At 48.4% G+C, this 16,112-nt stretch carries 14 protein-coding genes and 1 pseudogene; all 15 read right to left on the minus strand.

Annotation, left to right across the window (positions count from 1 at the left end; translation table 11 throughout):
• Positions 1-34: 34 nt before the first annotated feature.
• The 15 genes and pseudogenes from yiaK to J0B03_RS12290 all read right to left on the minus strand — a co-directional run bounded on the left by yiaK (position 35) and on the right by J0B03_RS12290 (position 16,110).
• The gene (gene yiaK, locus J0B03_RS03860; RefSeq protein ID WP_374058615.1) at positions 35-1,048 is read right to left on the minus strand and encodes a 3-dehydro-L-gulonate 2-dehydrogenase; all 1,014 of its coding nucleotides are present in this window, start codon (positions 1,046-1,048) and stop codon (positions 35-37) included.
• Complete coding sequence (locus tag J0B03_RS03865) at positions 1,035-2,039, minus strand: Gfo/Idh/MocA family protein (RefSeq protein ID WP_207300549.1); 1,005 nt, start codon at positions 2,037-2,039, stop codon at positions 1,035-1,037. Before J0B03_RS03865 ends, yiaK begins: the two co-directional genes overlap by 14 nt.
• A complete protein-coding gene (locus J0B03_RS03870) occupies positions 2,036-2,530 on the minus strand; it encodes a NanQ anomerase/TabA/YiaL family protein (protein ID WP_207300550.1) in 495 nt (164 codons plus the stop codon). Before J0B03_RS03870 ends, J0B03_RS03865 begins: the two co-directional genes overlap by 4 nt.
• A 688-nt stretch (positions 2,531-3,218) precedes the next feature.
• Positions 3,219-5,927 (minus strand): diguanylate cyclase, encoded by a 2,709-nt coding sequence (locus J0B03_RS03875; protein WP_246798181.1) that lies wholly within the window; start codon positions 5,925-5,927, stop codon positions 3,219-3,221.
• Between the two features lie 84 nt (positions 5,928-6,011).
• Positions 6,012-6,380, minus strand: coding sequence for an iron chaperone (locus J0B03_RS03880; protein ID WP_207300551.1), 369 nt, complete (start codon positions 6,378-6,380; stop codon positions 6,012-6,014).
• A gap of 31 nt (positions 6,381-6,411) precedes the next feature.
• Positions 6,412-6,903 carry a pyridoxamine 5'-phosphate oxidase family protein gene (locus J0B03_RS03885; protein WP_207300552.1) on the minus strand — a complete coding sequence of 164 codons (492 nt, stop codon included), beginning with the start codon at positions 6,901-6,903 and terminating at the stop codon, positions 6,412-6,414.
• Between the two features lie 207 nt (positions 6,904-7,110).
• Complete coding sequence (locus tag J0B03_RS03890; protein ID WP_309485116.1) at positions 7,111-9,096, minus strand: FAD-binding protein; 1,986 nt, start codon at positions 9,094-9,096, stop codon at positions 7,111-7,113.
• Positions 9,097-9,144: 48 nt separating this feature from the next.
• Positions 9,145-9,971 (minus strand): annotated as a pseudogene (locus tag J0B03_RS03895) (3-ketoacyl-ACP reductase).
• A gap of 15 nt (positions 9,972-9,986) precedes the next feature.
• Complete coding sequence (locus J0B03_RS03900; RefSeq protein ID WP_207300553.1) at positions 9,987-10,724, minus strand: ABC transporter ATP-binding protein; 738 nt, start codon at positions 10,722-10,724, stop codon at positions 9,987-9,989.
• A 1-nt stretch (position 10,725) separates the two neighbouring features.
• Positions 10,726-11,490, minus strand: a complete 765-nt coding sequence (locus J0B03_RS03905) for an ABC transporter ATP-binding protein (protein WP_207300554.1) — start codon at positions 11,488-11,490, stop codon at positions 10,726-10,728.
• Between the two features lie 26 nt (positions 11,491-11,516).
• Positions 11,517-12,374 (minus strand): branched-chain amino acid ABC transporter permease, encoded by an 858-nt coding sequence (locus J0B03_RS03910; RefSeq protein ID WP_207300555.1) that lies wholly within the window; start codon positions 12,372-12,374, stop codon positions 11,517-11,519.
• Positions 12,375-12,386: 12 nt separating this feature from the next.
• A complete protein-coding gene (locus tag J0B03_RS03915) occupies positions 12,387-13,265 on the minus strand; it encodes a branched-chain amino acid ABC transporter permease (RefSeq protein ID WP_207300556.1) in 879 nt (292 codons plus the stop codon).
• Positions 13,266-13,339: 74 nt separating this feature from the next.
• Positions 13,340-14,530: an ABC transporter substrate-binding protein gene (locus tag J0B03_RS03920; protein WP_207300557.1), complete on the minus strand. Its 1,191-nt coding sequence runs from the start codon at positions 14,528-14,530 to the stop codon at positions 13,340-13,342.
• Between the two features lie 84 nt (positions 14,531-14,614).
• Positions 14,615-15,940 (minus strand): oxidoreductase, encoded by a 1,326-nt coding sequence (locus tag J0B03_RS03925; protein WP_207300558.1) that lies wholly within the window; start codon positions 15,938-15,940, stop codon positions 14,615-14,617.
• Positions 15,941-15,975: 35 nt separating this feature from the next.
• Positions 15,976-16,110, minus strand: coding sequence for a hypothetical protein (locus J0B03_RS12290; RefSeq protein ID WP_256436432.1), 135 nt, complete (start codon positions 16,108-16,110; stop codon positions 15,976-15,978).
• Positions 16,111-16,112 lie beyond the last annotated feature (2 nt).

Genomic DNA, 16,112 nt, shown 5'->3' on the forward strand with positions numbered 1-16,112 from the left:
TGAAGGTCGCATCCTGGGATGCAACCAAAACAATCTATGCTTCCAGCTGCTGGATGCTCTCCCAGACCGACTCTAAAACGGGGATCCCGTTTTCCATGTTGTCCCGTCGGGTTTTGATCTCCATTTCTCCCGGATAGAAGATCTGACTGGTTCCCTCTGCTTTTTCCGATTCCTTGATGGATTCGATCACTTCGTCGATGATGGCGTCGGTGATCTCCACGGAACTCATGTGCTCCGGATCGATGGCGATGAAGATCTGGGACAAGCCGTATTCGTCTTCCGCCTTTTTCCCCACAGCCGTGGTGGAATTGGCACCGGAAAGAACTGCGGCGATCAAGTCAAAAGCGATGGACAAGCCGGAGCCTTTCCAAAATCCGATGGGAAGTACCCGCCAGGTCTCTTCGATGGCTGCCGGATCCGTAGTGGCTTTTCCTTCCTTGTCAAATCCGCCGACAACAGGCAATTGCTGGCCTTTCATCCTTGTCTCTTCGATCTTGCCGTAGGAGAACTGGGCCATGGCGCAATCCACCACTACGTGCTCCTTGTTGCTTCTGGGAATGGCCATGATGAAGGGGTTGTTGCCGATGTTCCGGTCTTTCGTTCCCCAGGCTGGCATGTTGGGCATGGTGTTGGTCCAGCACATGCCGATCATTCCCGCATCCGCCGCCTGCCATCCAAACGTGCCGCCCCGCATCCAGTGGTTCGTATTGCCCAGTGCCACGATGCCGATACCGCATTCTTTGGCCAGTTCAATGGCCCGTTCCATGGCTCGTACCGCATTGGTGTTTCCCATGGCCAGATTGCCGTTCCATCGTTCAAATCCTCCCATGCGACCTTCTACGGTAGGCTCTGCTTTCACATCGATGTAGCCTTTGTCGATGTAGCTGATCACTCTGGGAAATCGGTTCACTCCATGGGAGTATACGCCATCCGCACTGTTGTTTGCAAAGTTTTCTGCACTTTTTCTCGCCATTTCCAGGCTCAAGCCTTTTTTGATAAGAATGGACTCGAATTTTTTTACCATGTCCTCGTATTTAATTCTCAACATTTTTCATCACCTGCTTATTGTATTCCGATAACAGCATGTCCGTCATTCGAACCAGGTTGATGGCCTCTTCGAAGTTGGCGTTGCTTTTTTCCTTGCCGATGAGTTCATTGACGACCGACTGTTGGAAAGGCATGGCCACGTGTTCCGGTTCTTCAAATTCTATTACTTCTTCCTGTCCGTCCAGGATCAGGGTGAATCGTTTGGCACTCAATCCATCATAAAGGATCCGACCTTTTTCTCCCACGATCTCCACCCGGTTTTCTTCATGATCCGCCACATAACACCAGGTTCCGGATCCGACGATGCCGTTTTGAAATCGGAAGGTGGCAACCACTGTATCATCGGCTCGATAGAGACCGCCTTTGTTTTCAACGATGCCGCTCATGGACTCCATCTTGCCGAAGAAAAACTCCAGACAATCCAGTACATGTACTGCCATGTCCAGGAATTTTCCGCCTCCGGAGATCTCCGGGATCAGACGCCATGGAAGTCGTTCCGGATCCAGGTCCGTTTCTTCCGGCTTCATGATCTGGGTGACATAAAGATACCGAATGTCCCCAAGGATCTTTTGATCCAGCAGTTCCTTGATGCGAAGGAATTTTTCCATCCCCCTGCGATAGAAGGCAACATATACTGGTATGCCTTTCTCTTTGGATAAGGCTTCGATTTCCAGACATTCGTCGTGATTCATGGCCACCGGCTTTTCCACATATGGGATCTTGCCGTGGTTCAAACAGGCAATGGCGTATTCCTTGTGAAACTTTGGCGGTGTGGCAATGTAGATGATGTCGATCTCCGAGTCTTGAAGCAGATCTTCCACCTTCTCATATACCTTCTTTACATGGTGTCGTTTTCCGTAATCCTGCGCTCGTTCATAGGTATTGTCATAAACTGCCACCAGGTTGGAATTTTCGGACTTGTACAATCCTGGTCCGCTTTTCACTTCCGTTACTTGACCGCATCCGATGAGTCCCCAATTTACCTCTTTCATATTTCCTCCTTGCCGACTTCTTTTTTATAAAAATCAACGTTGATTTTATAGACGATTTTACGGATCTTGATGATGCCTTCTCTTTCGCATCCCGGCACATGGACGTCGCTGGGATAGAATACGCAAAAGTCTCCAGGTTTCATATCGATTTTCTTCAGATCTTGCACTTCTTCGTAAAAAAGCAGATCCCTTTGTTCCAGAAGGTTTTCCGATACTTTGTTCTTCCCGCTGTCATCCACAAACCCGATGGTTTCTTTTCCTTGGAAAAGAAATTGGATGTCGATGTATTTTCGATGGACTTCCGGCTTTCCCTCTTCCCATGGTTTTGTCTCCAGATCGATGACCTGAAAATAGACATCTCTTCCGTCGATCTCGTATTCTCCCGGTTCCATCTCCTGAAAAGAAGCTCTTTGGAAAAATTGGACGGCGTCTCTGACAGGTCTCGGATACCATTCCAGATCAAAGGCAGAATATATGGAGGAACAAATCATTTGGATCCCTTCTTTACTGGGTATTTGTTTTAAATACGTTTATAATTGTTAGCGCTAACATTAAATCTTAAAAAAAATCAACGCAATTCATTTTATTAGGATCATAGCTAATTGTTAGCGCTAACGTTATGTACCGATATTATCATGTTAATATTGGTTCGTCAACCCTATAATGAAAATATTAACAATATTTTTGCCTTGATTTACGAAAAAGGCACGCGAAAGCGTGCCTTTACTCTTTGATTCCCCGTACCCAGAATCGCCTTCTCATCAATGGGAACTTCGGCCAAGCCCGTATGGTCAGCTTGCCTTTTGTTTTGACCCCTTTCATAACGTGAATGGTGATTCCTTCATGCTCATAGGCATCGTAATGAATATTGTATCGTTCTTCCGGTTTTACCGCCCCTGACCAGGGACGATTGACACATTGGCCGTTTCAGGTGGTACCAACGGAGATCACTTCAATGACAAAATGTCCGCCAAGCTCTTTGATCACTTCCAAAGTTTTTTCGCTGATATCAAATTTCATGGTATTCCCGCCTTTCCATGCAAAATCTTTCGTTTTTGTATTAGAATATTAGCATATCATAATACAAAGGAGTCGTCCAATGCAAACAGAAACCGCCGCTTACTTTATGGATCATTTGATCGTAAATCCTAGGGACGGTTCTTTTGATTCTAACTGCTTTTAACCCTTGTTTTCCTTTTTCTTGACTCGAATCAAAGCCTCAACCACCGTCGGATCGAACTTTTTCCCGGACGATCCTTGTATTTCCTTCAAGGTCTCTTCCTCTCCCAATGGGATGTTGCTTCTGGGGTTTGTTCGATCGTCGTAGGCTTCCGCTACTGCCACGATCCGACCCATCAAGGAGATCTCCTCTCTCTTCAACCCTGCAGGATGGCCTGTTCCATCCCAATGTTCGTGATGATGCAGTGCCGCCCTGGCAATATCCATGGTACTGTTGAATAAACTCAAGATCCGGTATCCAACAACGCCGTGCTTGTTCATCTCCCGTTGTTCTTCTTTGGATAATACACCAGACCGCGCCAAGATCTCTTCATCAAATACGATTTTGCCAATGTCGTGATAATATCCGGCATCTTTGAGTTTTCGGATCGCTTCGTTGGTCAAGCCCAACTCCCGCCCCAGTTTTTCGCTAAGTTCGCTCACATTCGCAGAATGGATTTTTTCCCTTTCCGATCGTTCATGTAGTTGTTTCATGATAAGCTGCAGCTGCTCGTCATGGTTTTCCATTTGTCGCAAACTCTTGTTGCGATACATTTCACCTTCTGCATGCTTGAGCACTTCTGCCATATCATCTAATGTATCGTATTTGGTTCCTTTCCCCAGGGAAATGCTGCTTCCCAGCTCTTTGGATTCCTCTTTTTCCACCTCACCTTTGATTCGCTTGAGGATGGCGCCTGCTGTTTCATTGTCTGTTTTTGGCAACAGGATCACAAATTCATCCCCGCCAACTCTTGCAATAATGTCTTCCTCCCTACAAGACCGTTGCATGGCTTCCGCAACTCTTTTGAGGAGAACATCCCCCGCTTCATGGCCAAAGATGTCATTGGTCAATTTCAACCCGTTCACATCCCCCATGATCACAGAGAATGGCAGATTGCGGTCTACATTCAGTCGTTTCAATTCTTCGTACAAAAACGTTCGATTGTACAGACCGGTTACGGGATCATGATAGGAAAGAAACTTGATCCTTTCTTCCGCCAGCTTGCGTTGGGTGATATCCATGAATGTGATGACGCCACCGACGACTTCCCCGGCTCTTATTTGAGGATAGGACCGATACTCCACCCGGATGGATGTTTCATCTGCTCTCCAGAATACTTCTTCATCGGATTCGTACGCCTTCCCTTCCCGGATCGTCGTAACAATGCCGCACTTGCCCAGTGGAAAGGGTGTCCCGTCTTCGTATGAATGATGGATCAGCGTATGCATATTTTTACCAAGCAAGTCATTCTGATTGTCATAACCCAGCAATTGAATGCAGCTGGCATTGCTGAAGGTGCAATTTCCGTCCAGATCGATGCCATAAATGGCCTCGGCCGTAGAATCCAGGATCAACTGCAGCTGGTTTTTGTTTTCTTCCAGATCGACGGTGGCTTCATTGAGTTGCGCCGTTCGCGCTTCCACGTTGGCTTCCAGGTTGTTGATAAGATCATGCATTTTGTCTGCCATGTTGTTCATGCTCAGAGAAATGACGCCAATTTCATCTCTTCTCTTGACCTCCACCCTTTTGGACAGATCCCCGGCTGCGATGTCTGCAGATGTCTGGAGCAACTCGTCCATTGGCTTCAACAGTCTTTTGGTGATCACGTGAAAGACGAGAACGGAAAGGAGCAGCACGAGAAAAATGATCGCCGCCGTCCATCCGATGCTTTTCTTGGCGTCTGTCATGTAGATGCCTTCCGGCAGGGCAGACAAGACGACCCATTCCAATCCTTCAAACCGGATCTCCCGAACATCAACGAAATACCGTTCCTCTTCGTCTTCATAATCAAAATCAGTTTCTTGACTTTCTACATATTGTTGAAAGGCTTGTCGGAGGCTGGCGTTTTCCAGATCCTCTACAGCAAAACGTTGAAAGGTGCCGTCTTCCGATACGGCAAAATTATCCAGCTCCATGGAATTTGCAATGAGCAGGCCGGATTCTTTTTCCACGATCAATGCGTATCCCTCGTAGCCGTTGACAGCATCGTCCAAAAATCCTCCCACAGAAGAAAGAAGCATATGGGCACCCATCACTCCCTCCAACTGGCCGTTTCCATCATAGATGGGCCAGGCTGCGGATATGGTGAGATCGTCCATGACGAAATGTTTGTAGATGGGGGAAAATGTGGACGCCTTTTTTCCCTTTGCTTCCTGGTACCATGCTCTCGTACGGGGATCGAATTCTCCGGCCCTGACCGTCAAGGGACCAGCCGTCAAATCGTCATTCACCTCAAAGTACCAGGAATTTCCTTCCGTTTCAGCATTGTTTTTCATGATCTCGATGTCACCTTCGGCATTACGACGAGCACCGTAATATTCTCCGGTCTCCGTCCCGTAGCTGAAACTGTAGATATCGTCTTCATGATTTTGCAGCACCCCAATAAAGAACTTTTCCCTTTGGGGTTCGTTGGACAGGTCCAAAATCTCATTTTGTATGATGTTGTGGTTGACTTCATTGATATGGACTGGAGCGTGGATGAAGTTGGAGACTTGATTATAGATGTTTTCATTGATGTTTCCGATCAATCGCTGTGTGTTTTCTTCGGCTGTAGCGATCCAATTTGCGAATACCATGGATCCGATCCCAACAGTCGAAAGCACCATGACAATTGCAAAAGCGATTATAATGATGCTTCTGATTTGGATATTCTTTTGCTTGAGTTTCACAGAGCACTCATCCTTGCTTAAATTTTGTTAATTTTGGGACGGTTCTTTTGATTATAGTACCACACATACTCAGTCATCAAACTATTATCGCCAAAACTTGTTCCAGTCTTTTTTATCTTCCATGTTGAAACGAATGATGTCGTCAAGAAGATCATAATCGACTTCGTCCTTCCACCGGATCTTGAACAGTTCCTTCGTCCTTTGGTATCCCGCCTTTTGGATGGCTTCTTCAAACTTGTCCAGAGCCACCCTTTCCGGCGCTACTGCCATGTGCTGTTTCGCGATGGAAAAAGCGATAATGAACGTTCCATGATCGACAAACATGGGCTGGTTCCATTTGACTTCTGTTTCAAGTGACGGAAATTGCTCCGCGATATGCTCGAAGATTTTTTCCATACGTTCCCTTTTGGCCGGATCGTCGATTGCATCCATGAAATCCTTGAATTCTTTCATCTTACTCTTCCTTTCCTTAAAATCATAGAAATCATAGGGACGGTTCTTTTGATTTCAGCTCTTTAGCCTCTTTGCCAGTTAGATGATCCACATCGATGGCCGCGATGAGGGATCTGCCGCACCCTGCGATCTCTCTTTCCTTCTCTTCTACCGATCGATGGCCGGAGTACTTCTCCACCAATGCACGAAAGGCATCCAGCCATTCCTCTCCTTCCGTAAACCGGGCACGACCAAATGCATGAGCACTACGGAAGTAGGAGGTGTATTCTTCGCTGACGATGGTATCTTGATCCACCACCGCAAAAGACACCTTGGGATCTTTTTTTATGGCGTCTATCTTGTGGCCGTCTTTGGCACAATGAAAATATATTCTTCCATTATAATAAACAAAGTTCAACGGCACGGCATAGGGATAGCCGTCGTCTCCATGGCAGGCCAATACGCCGTTGCTGCAACGTTCCAATACGGCAATGATTTCCTCCACCCGCATGGCTTGTTTGATCCGTCTCATTTCCCGAAACACGAAATCCCCTCCAGTTATTGAATGAACATTATGGATTGTTCATATTTTCTTGATCCTATTATCTTTCATAATTGATATATTGCCACTAAAACTAATATACACGAAAAACGGATAAAAATCTTAATTTTTATCCGTTTCGTTCATGATGGATCTATCTTGAGTTTTTGAGGTTGTAATCAAAAGAACCGTCCTTAAATTTCTGAATTTCTAGATTTCCACGTTTCCGTTTTCCCGATACCCTCTCCAGACATTTTCGAAAAAGTCATCCCTTGTCGGAATAGGCCGAACGGGTCGCCAACTGCACTCTACATTTCCATCTTTCAATACGACTTCCTGGATCCGATCGGCAAATGAGCCATCCTCCAGCAAGAATCGGAATTGCTCCGGCAGCTTTTTATCCGGCAATATCCCGTAATCGGTGGAATATAAAGCACTACCCCGGCTTTGGCCACCGTCTTTCATATAATCGACCATAGCGCTCATATACACGTATTGACTCAACAACACATCATGGAGCCGATACAACTTTTTCAAACGATTCTCCTTGTGATAGTGCACTTCTTTTGAGAAGTTTAGCAGTTCTGCTTTTGTCTCCTGAAGAGCTTCCCGGATCAATGGTTCATTTCGTATGGCAGCACCGGTCCTGCTCATTCTTTTCGTTGCCCGGTCCCACCATTCATCCAGGTTGTCTAGTGATTCGGATTTTGTTTTGGCTGCCAGTTCCATCTCTTCAAAAACAAGCTTTCGAGTGGCCGACAAAAACGCTTCCATTTCTAGCGGCTCTCCTTGCCGATTGGCTGCAATGAAACGGGCGGCTCGCATGGAGCCGACTTGCCCTGCGTTGAGGGCGCTGCCGCCTGGTCGGTATACTCCGTGGCTTGCACTGACTTCTCCAACTGCAAAGAATCCTTCCACATTGGTTTGCCACCAATGGTCGATGGACAATCCTCCGTTGTTGTGTTGGGCGCACAATGCGATCTCCAGCATTTCCTTTTCCAGATCGACACCCCGCTCTCTATAAAAATCCACAGCGGGTTGGTTCATATGCATCAATCTTTCAATGGGTGTGCCAAAACATGCTCCAGCCTGCATCAAGTACTCTCGTACTTCCTCCTGAAGAGCCTCGTAATCAATAGAACCGTCCCTTTTATTACTTTTATTACGGGGATTCTCTCGAAAGTCCAGAAACACCCGCCGGCCCTTTAAAATGGTTTCCACATACACCAAAAGGTCGATGATGCTGCTTCCGTCCTGGATCTTTCGTACATCAAAGGGCCATTGGTATCCTTTTAAAAATACCTTGGAAAGCATTTCATGGTCGCTGTCAAAAAAATCGAGCAAAAACTCCCGGGGATCTTCTCCATCCTGATCCGTAGAGACAAACTTCGGCAATACCTGCATATAAGTCCCCGATACGTTCCATCGGGGCTTTATGGATGCCAGTCCATACTGCCATTCCGTCAGATTTTTCCCCTTCACTCCAGCGCGAAAGGCGATGCCGGTGGCGCCGTAATGCCCTTTGGGATAAGCACTGTCCCCATAGATCCCTGCCGGGCCGCCGGTGGCATAGATGACGTTTTTGCAATGGAAGGCCACATATCGTTTCGCCGGATCATCCGGTTCTGCCAGGTTCAGGCATAGAAGTCCAACGACACGATCTTCTTGGGTCAAGATCCGGATGACCTGTAGCTTGTCCAGTACCGGTATCTCCTTCTTTGCAACGGATTTTTCCAAACACTCCGTCATGACTCTGGATGTATAGGGACCGACACTGGTGGCCCTTTTGCTGGGATCGTGATCCGTCTTGTACCCTACGTATTCTCCGTACTTGTTTCTGGGAAAAGGCACCCCCAACTGCACCAACTTAAAAAAGCATTCTGCAGAAGCTGCCGCTTCACATAATGCCAGATCTCCGTCCACGCATTGACCTTGAAACAGCACTTCTGCCAGATCCTGCACGCTGTCTGCCGTATCTCCGGACAAAGACAGCTTGTAGTAGGTCTGCTTGTCGGACCCGGTATTTCTCGAAGTACCGGCCTTGATGTGTTCTGTCACCAGCACTACATCCTTTTGTCCACTTTGAAACAGGGTATCTGCTGCATTGAACCCGGCGGCACCGCTGCCCACCACCACAGTGTTCACGGAGATCACTTCCACGGGATGGCCCTGATAGTTTTCCATGCTTCTTTTCACTGCAAATCCCTCCTCTACCATCTACAGCCCTATTGCAGTACAATCTTCCTACAGTCTTCGGATATGAAATCCGCCATCAACATCCAGGTGGTTTCCGGTGGTATATAGGATCTTGTCGCTGCAAAGAACACTGACTGCATCCGCCACATCTTGAGGGGTTCCCCACCTGGCGATGGGAAGCAATCCGCCTTCGATGAGCTTGTCGTATTTCTCCTGGACCCCGCTGGTCATGTCCGTTGCGATGATGCCGGGCCGCACTTCATGCACGTAGATCCCCTCCGGTGCCAGCCGGTCTGCATACAGGCTGGTCAACATGCTCACTCCTGCTTTTGACACGCAATATTCCCCCTGCTGATGGAAGAAACGGTGGCGGACATGGAGGAAATGTTGACGATGGTTCCCCGTTTTTTTCCTTCCACGGGTTGCTTTAGCATCTGCTTGGCCACGGCCTGGGTCAAAAACATGTTGGCCTTGGTATTGATCTCCAAAACCCGCTCAAAGCTTTCTTCCGTCATATCCAGCAGATCTGCCCGTACTTTCGGAGCCACACCGGCGTTGTTGACCAGCACGTGGATGCCCCCAAAGGCTTCCAGGGTCTTTTCCACGATCTTCACTCGGTCTTCTCCATGAGCCACGTTGGCCTGCACGTACAAATAGGTGATCCTTTCTTGACCCAGGGCCTCCAAAGCTTCCTTGTATGCAGAAGCATCCCTGGTTGCCACGACCACCACGTTGTATCCGTCCAACCCCAGTTGCCGTACAATGCTGTATCCGATCCCCCGGCTCCCGCCGGTGATGATCGCCGTTTTTTTCATATCCACATCTCCATCCTTTGACGTTTCAATATTTATCGTGCAAACTCCGTACCGCTCCATATCGATGGCAGCTACCTAGCAGGTGGCTCTCTCTCCCAAATACACCTTCTGGATGTCTTCATTGGCAAGTAAATCTTCCCCCTTGCCCTGGGTGAAGATGGATCCGTTTTCCAACACATAGGCGTAGTCGCTTAAGGCAAGGGATTTCTTGGCATTTTGTTCCACCAGCAACACCGTGATCCCCAAGCCATTGATCTTTTTGATCAGTTTGAACACTTCATTGACCAGCACGGGGGCCAGTCCCAAGGAAGGTTCATCCAGCAAGATCAACTCGGGATCGATCATGAGACCCCGGCAAATGGCCAGCATCTGTTGTTCTCCACCGCTCAAGGTCCCGGCCTGCTGCTGTTCCCTTTCCTTTAGTCGCGGAAACAAGGCAAACATCTCATCCACCAATTCGTTGCGTTTCTTCTGGTTTTTCAACAAAAATCCACCAACGACCAGGTTTTCCCGTACCGACAGTCCGCCAAAGATCTTTCGCCCTTCCGGCACCTGGACGATCCCCCGCTTGACGATGGCATGGGCAGGTTTGCCCTGGATCTCATCTCCGTGATGTCGGATCTTCCCCTGGACCGGTTTGACCAGACCGCTGATGGTGTTGAGAAGCGTGGATTTTCCGGCTCCGTTGGATCCGATGATGCTGATGATCTTTCCCTTTTCCACTTGGATATTGACGCCATTGAGCGCCTGGATATGCCCATAGCGGACTTCCAGATCTTCGATCTCCAATATGTATTTCTTCACTTCCGTCATGTCAATCCTCCTCCCCGATGTAGGCTTTCATTACTTCCGGATTGCACTGGATATCGGCCGGAGTCCCATCTGCGATGAGCTGTCCGAAATTCAGAACATAGATCCACTTGGAAAGCTCCATGACCAGAGGCATTCGGTGATCGATCAACAAGACAGACAGTCCCAGCTCTTCGTTGATCTTGTGGACCAGATCGATAAAATCGATGACTTCCCCTGAATTCAAGCCGGCTGCCGGCTCATCCAGCAAGATGACTTGGGGATTCGTCGCCAATGCTCTGGCGATCTCCAATTTCCGCTGGAGTCCGTAGGACAGGTTTTCCGGCCGCTCGTCCTTGTATTTTGCCAGCCCAACCATCTCCAGATGGACCAGGCTCTCCTGTCTGGATCGCTTCTCCTCCGCTTTTTTCTTCTTCAAAGAAAACAAGGTGTCCACCAAGTTGTATTTGGCAAAGGGATCCTGTGCGGTCATGACGTTTTCCAATACGGTCAGGCCCTTGAACAATCGGATGTTTTGAAAGGTCCGGGCGATCCCTGCGCTGGTCCGCTCGTGTTGCTCTTTCGTCTTGATGGATTCCCCGTTCAGAAGGACATCTCCGCTGTCGATCCAGTAGATCCCGGAGATCAGGTTGAAAACCGTGGTTTTGCCTGCTCCGTTGGGACCGATGATGCTGACGATGTTTCCCTTCTCCAGTTCCAAAGAGACATCTTTCACCGCCTGGACTCCACCAAAGCGCTTGCTGATGTTGTTGACTTCCAGTACATTCATATCGTTAACTCCCTTGCAAGTGATTGTTATTTTCGATTGGTTCGAAGCAGGTCTTTCTTCAGGGTCTTCAGATTCAACTCATATTCCCCAAAGATCCCCGTAGGTCGGAAATTTAAAATCAGCAGTACGATCACCGCGTAAATGACCAGTCGCCAGGAGGACGCAAAACGCAGGAGTTCCGGCAGGGATCCCAGGGCCAGGCTGGAAAAAATGGCTCCCGTCAGGCTGTTGAGTCCGCCGAAGAACAAGATGATAATCCACTCCGCCGACCGGGTCCAGCCAAAGGTGGATGGATCCACATACGTAGTGAAACTGCCGTACAATACACCGGCATAGGCCGTCAGTCCGCTGGCTACCAAGAATGTGGTCAATTTGACCCGTTTCACATCGATGCCCATGGCTTTGGCTGCCAGTTCATCGCTTTTTAAAGCCATGCACTGTCTCCCGTACTTGGAGTACTTGTAATTTCTTGCAAAGATGATGCAGACGATGGCGGAGATCAATGCCAGGGTGAAATTGGTTTTCATGGGAATGCCGCTCAGGCCCATGGCTCCCCCGGTGATGCTGGTCAGGTTGTTCAAAATGGCGATGACCGCTTCCCCAAACCCAAAGGTGACCAGGGCGATGTAGTCCCGCCGCAACCGCAGGGTGGGGAGTCCCACGACCAAACCGAACAATAATCCTACCAGGATGGCTAGGATAGTGGCAACGACAAAGGGCACTTGAAACTTGATCATGAGGATCCCTGCCGTGTAGGCTCCGATGGCCATAAAAGATGCCTGACCCAGGGAAAACAACCCGGTCAGTCCGGTGATCAGAAAGATCCCCGTTACGCCAATGATGGTGATGAATGTAAATGTCAATATGGATAAGTAAAATCCCATGTGTTGGCCTCCTTACGCTTTTTCATGAATGATGATCCCGGCAATGCCCTGGGGCCGCACGATCAAGAATACCAGCATGATGACAAAGATCACCACCGGTGCCAGTCCGGATCCGATAAAGCCGATGCTGGTCAGGGTCACTTCCATGATCCCCAGCAGCAATGCTCCAATGACTGCGCCGGAGATGTTGCCCAATCCACCGAGAACGGATGCGATGAATCCCTTGACCACCAGTTTCCCGATCATGGGATACAAGGTGTAGTTGATCCCTAAAAACACGCCGCTGATCCCGCCAAGAAAACCGCTGATAAAGAAGGTGATGATGATGATCTGGTTTACGTTGACGCCCATGAGGGACAAGGTCTGGGCATCGATGGACAAAGCCCGGATGGCCACGCCAAATTTTGTTTTATAGATGAGCAGCATCAATGCGCTCAAAGCCACGATGGAGATGATCAACATGATGGTATCCGTGGTGGCAATGTTGTATGGTCCCAGCTGGATGACCCGATTGGTGAAAAAGTTGGGATATGAATAAAAATTAGTGCTGAAATATACGGTGATCAAGTTGTCCAACAACAATCCCATGGTGATGGAGGACACAAAATAAAAAATCAATGGGCTCTGTTTTTTTCGTAGTCGTCGAAAGGCAAAAAATTCGATGATCAAGGCCAGAACTCCACCAACGCAGGCTGTGAGAAACAGCGTGACCCACAGGTTCGTCTGAAGTTTGGTTGCGATCAAGTATCCCGTATATGCGGTGACGGTCAAAACGCCTCCATGAGAAAAGTTGGAAAATTTCAATATGTTGAAGACCAATGCAAACCCGACGGCGATCAAGGCATATACCGATCCCAAGGACAGGCCGTACAACAATTGTTGAACAATCACATGTTCCACCCCTTTTAATTAATAAGGCTCTTTTTCTGCCCGAAAAAGAGCCTTAAGGTTTTACTCTTGCTTACTTACTTGTGAGACTCCGGCACGTGACGGCCCAGATCCAGATATTCTCCATTTTCGATCTTGTACATGACCATGGACAAGCCGAGAGGCTGATGGGTCTCCGGTGAAATGGTGATCACACCAGTGGTTCCCTGCAGGTTGTCGATGTTTTCCAAAGCAGCCGTTACTGCCGGTCCGGTGATCTCTTCTGCATTTTTCAGCGCTTCCACGATGATCATCATTTTGTCGTATCCCAAGTAGGCTTTGTTGATGGGCTCTTCCCCGAATTTTTCGACAAAAGCTTCTCGAACTTCCACCAGCTGGGGCTCCTCATCGGAGTAGTTGTTGGCAAAATAAATGTTGTCGCCTTGGGAAGGATCGCTAAGCAAGGTGACAAAGGGAGGTGCAAAGTCCAATCCGCCGAACATTGCTACATCCAATCCAACTTGTTCTGCCTGCTGGATGGTGATGATCAGATCCTGGACGTAGTTTGGCACGTAGAGTGCTTCTGCGCCTGCTTCCTTGATTTTGTTCAACTGGACTTTGAAATCCTTGTCGCCGGCCTTGTACACTTCTTCCGCCACAATGGTCCCACCGTTGGCTTCAAAATATTCCATGAAGGGTACTACCTGGGAAACGGCAAAAGAGTTGGACTGGTCGTACAATACGGCCATGTTCTTGACTCCGACTTCATTGAGCGCATAGTCGGATACGATCTCTGCATACTGGACGCTGCTTGGCTGCATCAAAAACATTTGAGATTGAGGCGTTCCGTCTTCGTTCAAAGTAACTCTCGGATCGATAAAGCTTCCAACCACGGGCACTCCCTTGGCTGCTGCAACTGGTGCAAGAGAAAGTCCCACGTTGCTAAGAGGCGGTCCGATCACGGCAACGGCCTTGTCCTGATCCACCAAACGATTGTAGGCATTCAAGGCTTCCTGGGGATCCAATTTGATGTCGTAGGTGATGATTTCCACCTCTCTACCATTGATACCACCATTTGCGTTCACCAAATCAGCATAAAGTTCCGCACCGTTTTTTACGGCTTCTCCCCATACGGATGTGGCGCCACTCAAGTCTTGAAGATTTCCAATGACGATTTTTTCCTGGCTTCCGTTATCTCCGGAATCCCCATTGTCCGAATCTGTACTGCATCCGGCAAAGGATCCCATCAAAAGGAAAACCGACAACAAGATCAATACTAGCTTTTTCATTCCAATCCCCCTAAATTTATTTAACTTCTTGACACAAAATACTTCTATCATAACTGCAGCAGGGCTGCAGATCGATACCTGTTCTTAATCTTTCTTTCCTTGGCGATAGATGTCCAGATAGATCTCCTTGTCCTTGATCACACAACCGGCTTTCCCGCCGTCCCGCATGATCTCGGAGCATTTGCTGCAGGCGATGCAGCATTTTTCTTTTTTCATGGCCCCGTTGCCAAATGCATCCTGGACGAATTCCGGATAGGCAAAGGCTTGTCTGCCAAAACCTACAAGATCAAACCAACCTTCCTCAATGCCGGCAGCAGCCACATTGGGTCCGAAGGTCCGAAGCCAGCTCAAGCCGCTGGTCACCAGGATCATCTGAGGTACCTGGTCTTTAAGATCCTTCAGAATCTTCAAGAATCGGGCCACCCCTTCCATGGGATGTTCGTCGGGTATGTAGTACCCGGCATCGTAAGGTCTCCCAATGTGGGGATTATAGTAAGGATTTCCAATGCTGATGTTGACCATTTTCACACCCAGTGCTTGAAGTTGTTTCAAGTAGACCACCGGTTCCGTCAGATCCGGCTTTCGATGGTCCGCCCTGTCCACTCCCCAACCAAAGGGATAGGCAATGGCATCGTAGGCGTTCATGCGAAGGGTGATCTCCAGTTCGTCTCCCAGGACCTCCTTGATCTTACGGATCACATTCAATGTAAACCGCATTCGATTTTCCAAGGTGCCTCCATACTCACCTTCCCTGGTGTGGGCGGAGAGGATCTCGGAGAGAAGATAGCCGTGACAACTTTTGATGTCGACAGCGTCAAACCCGATCTCTTTGGCCAGTACCGCCGCTTTTACGTATTCCTCTTCCAACTGGGCAAGTTCCGTATCGGTGATCACCTGATAGGTCTGGTCTGCTTTCTTCAGAAAAGGATTTTCCTCCACGGCAACAATGGGTGCCGGTTTCCCCTTGGGCTTGGAATACCTTCCCGAATGGGTCAACTGCAACACGGTGTATGGGGTAAATTCTTCCCCATAGGTTTCTTTGGCCGCTTGGATGGTTTTCTCCCGAAGTTTCCCCAGGTCCTGATAGGTGTCCTTGTTGATAGAAAGCTGTCTGGGATTGGCCCTTCCTTCGTCGACGACGGCAGTGGCTTCGAACCAGATCATTCCTGCTCCGCTTCGACCAAAGCGCTGGTATCTGCGGTAGGTCAACTCATCCGGCTTGCCGTCTGAGGTCCCGTCGCATCCTTCCATGGGATTGATGACGATCCGGTTGGGTATGGTTTTTCTGCCCAACACCAGTGGCGTCTTTAGTGCTTCAATATTTTCGGAAAAGGGAATATCTGCATCCATTTTCTTTCCCGCTTCTATAAATTCATTACTGTCGGCATAATCAAACCGATGATGCTCCATGTTTTCACGCTCCCTTGAAGGTCTGTCCAACGTTTTCAATTCAACAGATTGTAGATCAGCATCTTTTCCGCTGCTTCCTGCTGGTCCGCATCTGTGATCATCAAGTAATCTTTTACGGTTTCTTTGATCAACTCTTCGTTTTTTAGTTTTTCTTTATCAAACGTTTCCATGA

This window comes from Alkalibacter rhizosphaerae (assembly GCF_017352215.1).
GTDB classification, from domain to species: Bacteria; Bacillota; Clostridia; order Eubacteriales; family Alkalibacteraceae; genus Alkalibacter; species Alkalibacter rhizosphaerae.

Coding starts and splice junctions, on each gene's coding strand:
- J0B03_RS03880 (WP_207300551.1), bottom strand. CDS start 6,380: ATGAAAGAATTCAAGGATTTCATGGATGCAATCGACGATCCGGCCAAA.
- J0B03_RS03865 (WP_207300549.1), bottom strand. CDS start 2,039: ATGAAAGAGGTAAATTGGGGACTCATCGGATGCGGTCAAGTAACGGAA.
- yiaK (WP_374058615.1), bottom strand. CDS start 1,048: ATGTTGAGAATTAAATACGAGGACATGGTAAAAAAATTCGAGTCCATT.
- J0B03_RS03925 (WP_207300558.1), bottom strand. CDS start 15,940: ATGGAGCATCATCGGTTTGATTATGCCGACAGTAATGAATTTATAGAA.
- J0B03_RS03920 (WP_207300557.1), bottom strand. CDS start 14,530: ATGAAAAAGCTAGTATTGATCTTGTTGTCGGTTTTCCTTTTGATGGGA.
- J0B03_RS03905 (WP_207300554.1), bottom strand. CDS start 11,490: ATGAATGTACTGGAAGTCAACAACATCAGCAAGCGCTTTGGTGGAGTC.
- J0B03_RS03900 (WP_207300553.1), bottom strand. CDS start 10,724: ATGACGGAAGTGAAGAAATACATATTGGAGATCGAAGATCTGGAAGTC.
- J0B03_RS12290 (WP_256436432.1), bottom strand. CDS start 16,110: ATGGAAACGTTTGATAAAGAAAAACTAAAAAACGAAGAGTTGATCAAA.
- J0B03_RS03870 (WP_207300550.1), bottom strand. CDS start 2,530: ATGATTTGTTCCTCCATATATTCTGCCTTTGATCTGGAATGGTATCCG.
- J0B03_RS03910 (WP_207300555.1), bottom strand. CDS start 12,374: ATGGGATTTTACTTATCCATATTGACATTTACATTCATCACCATCATT.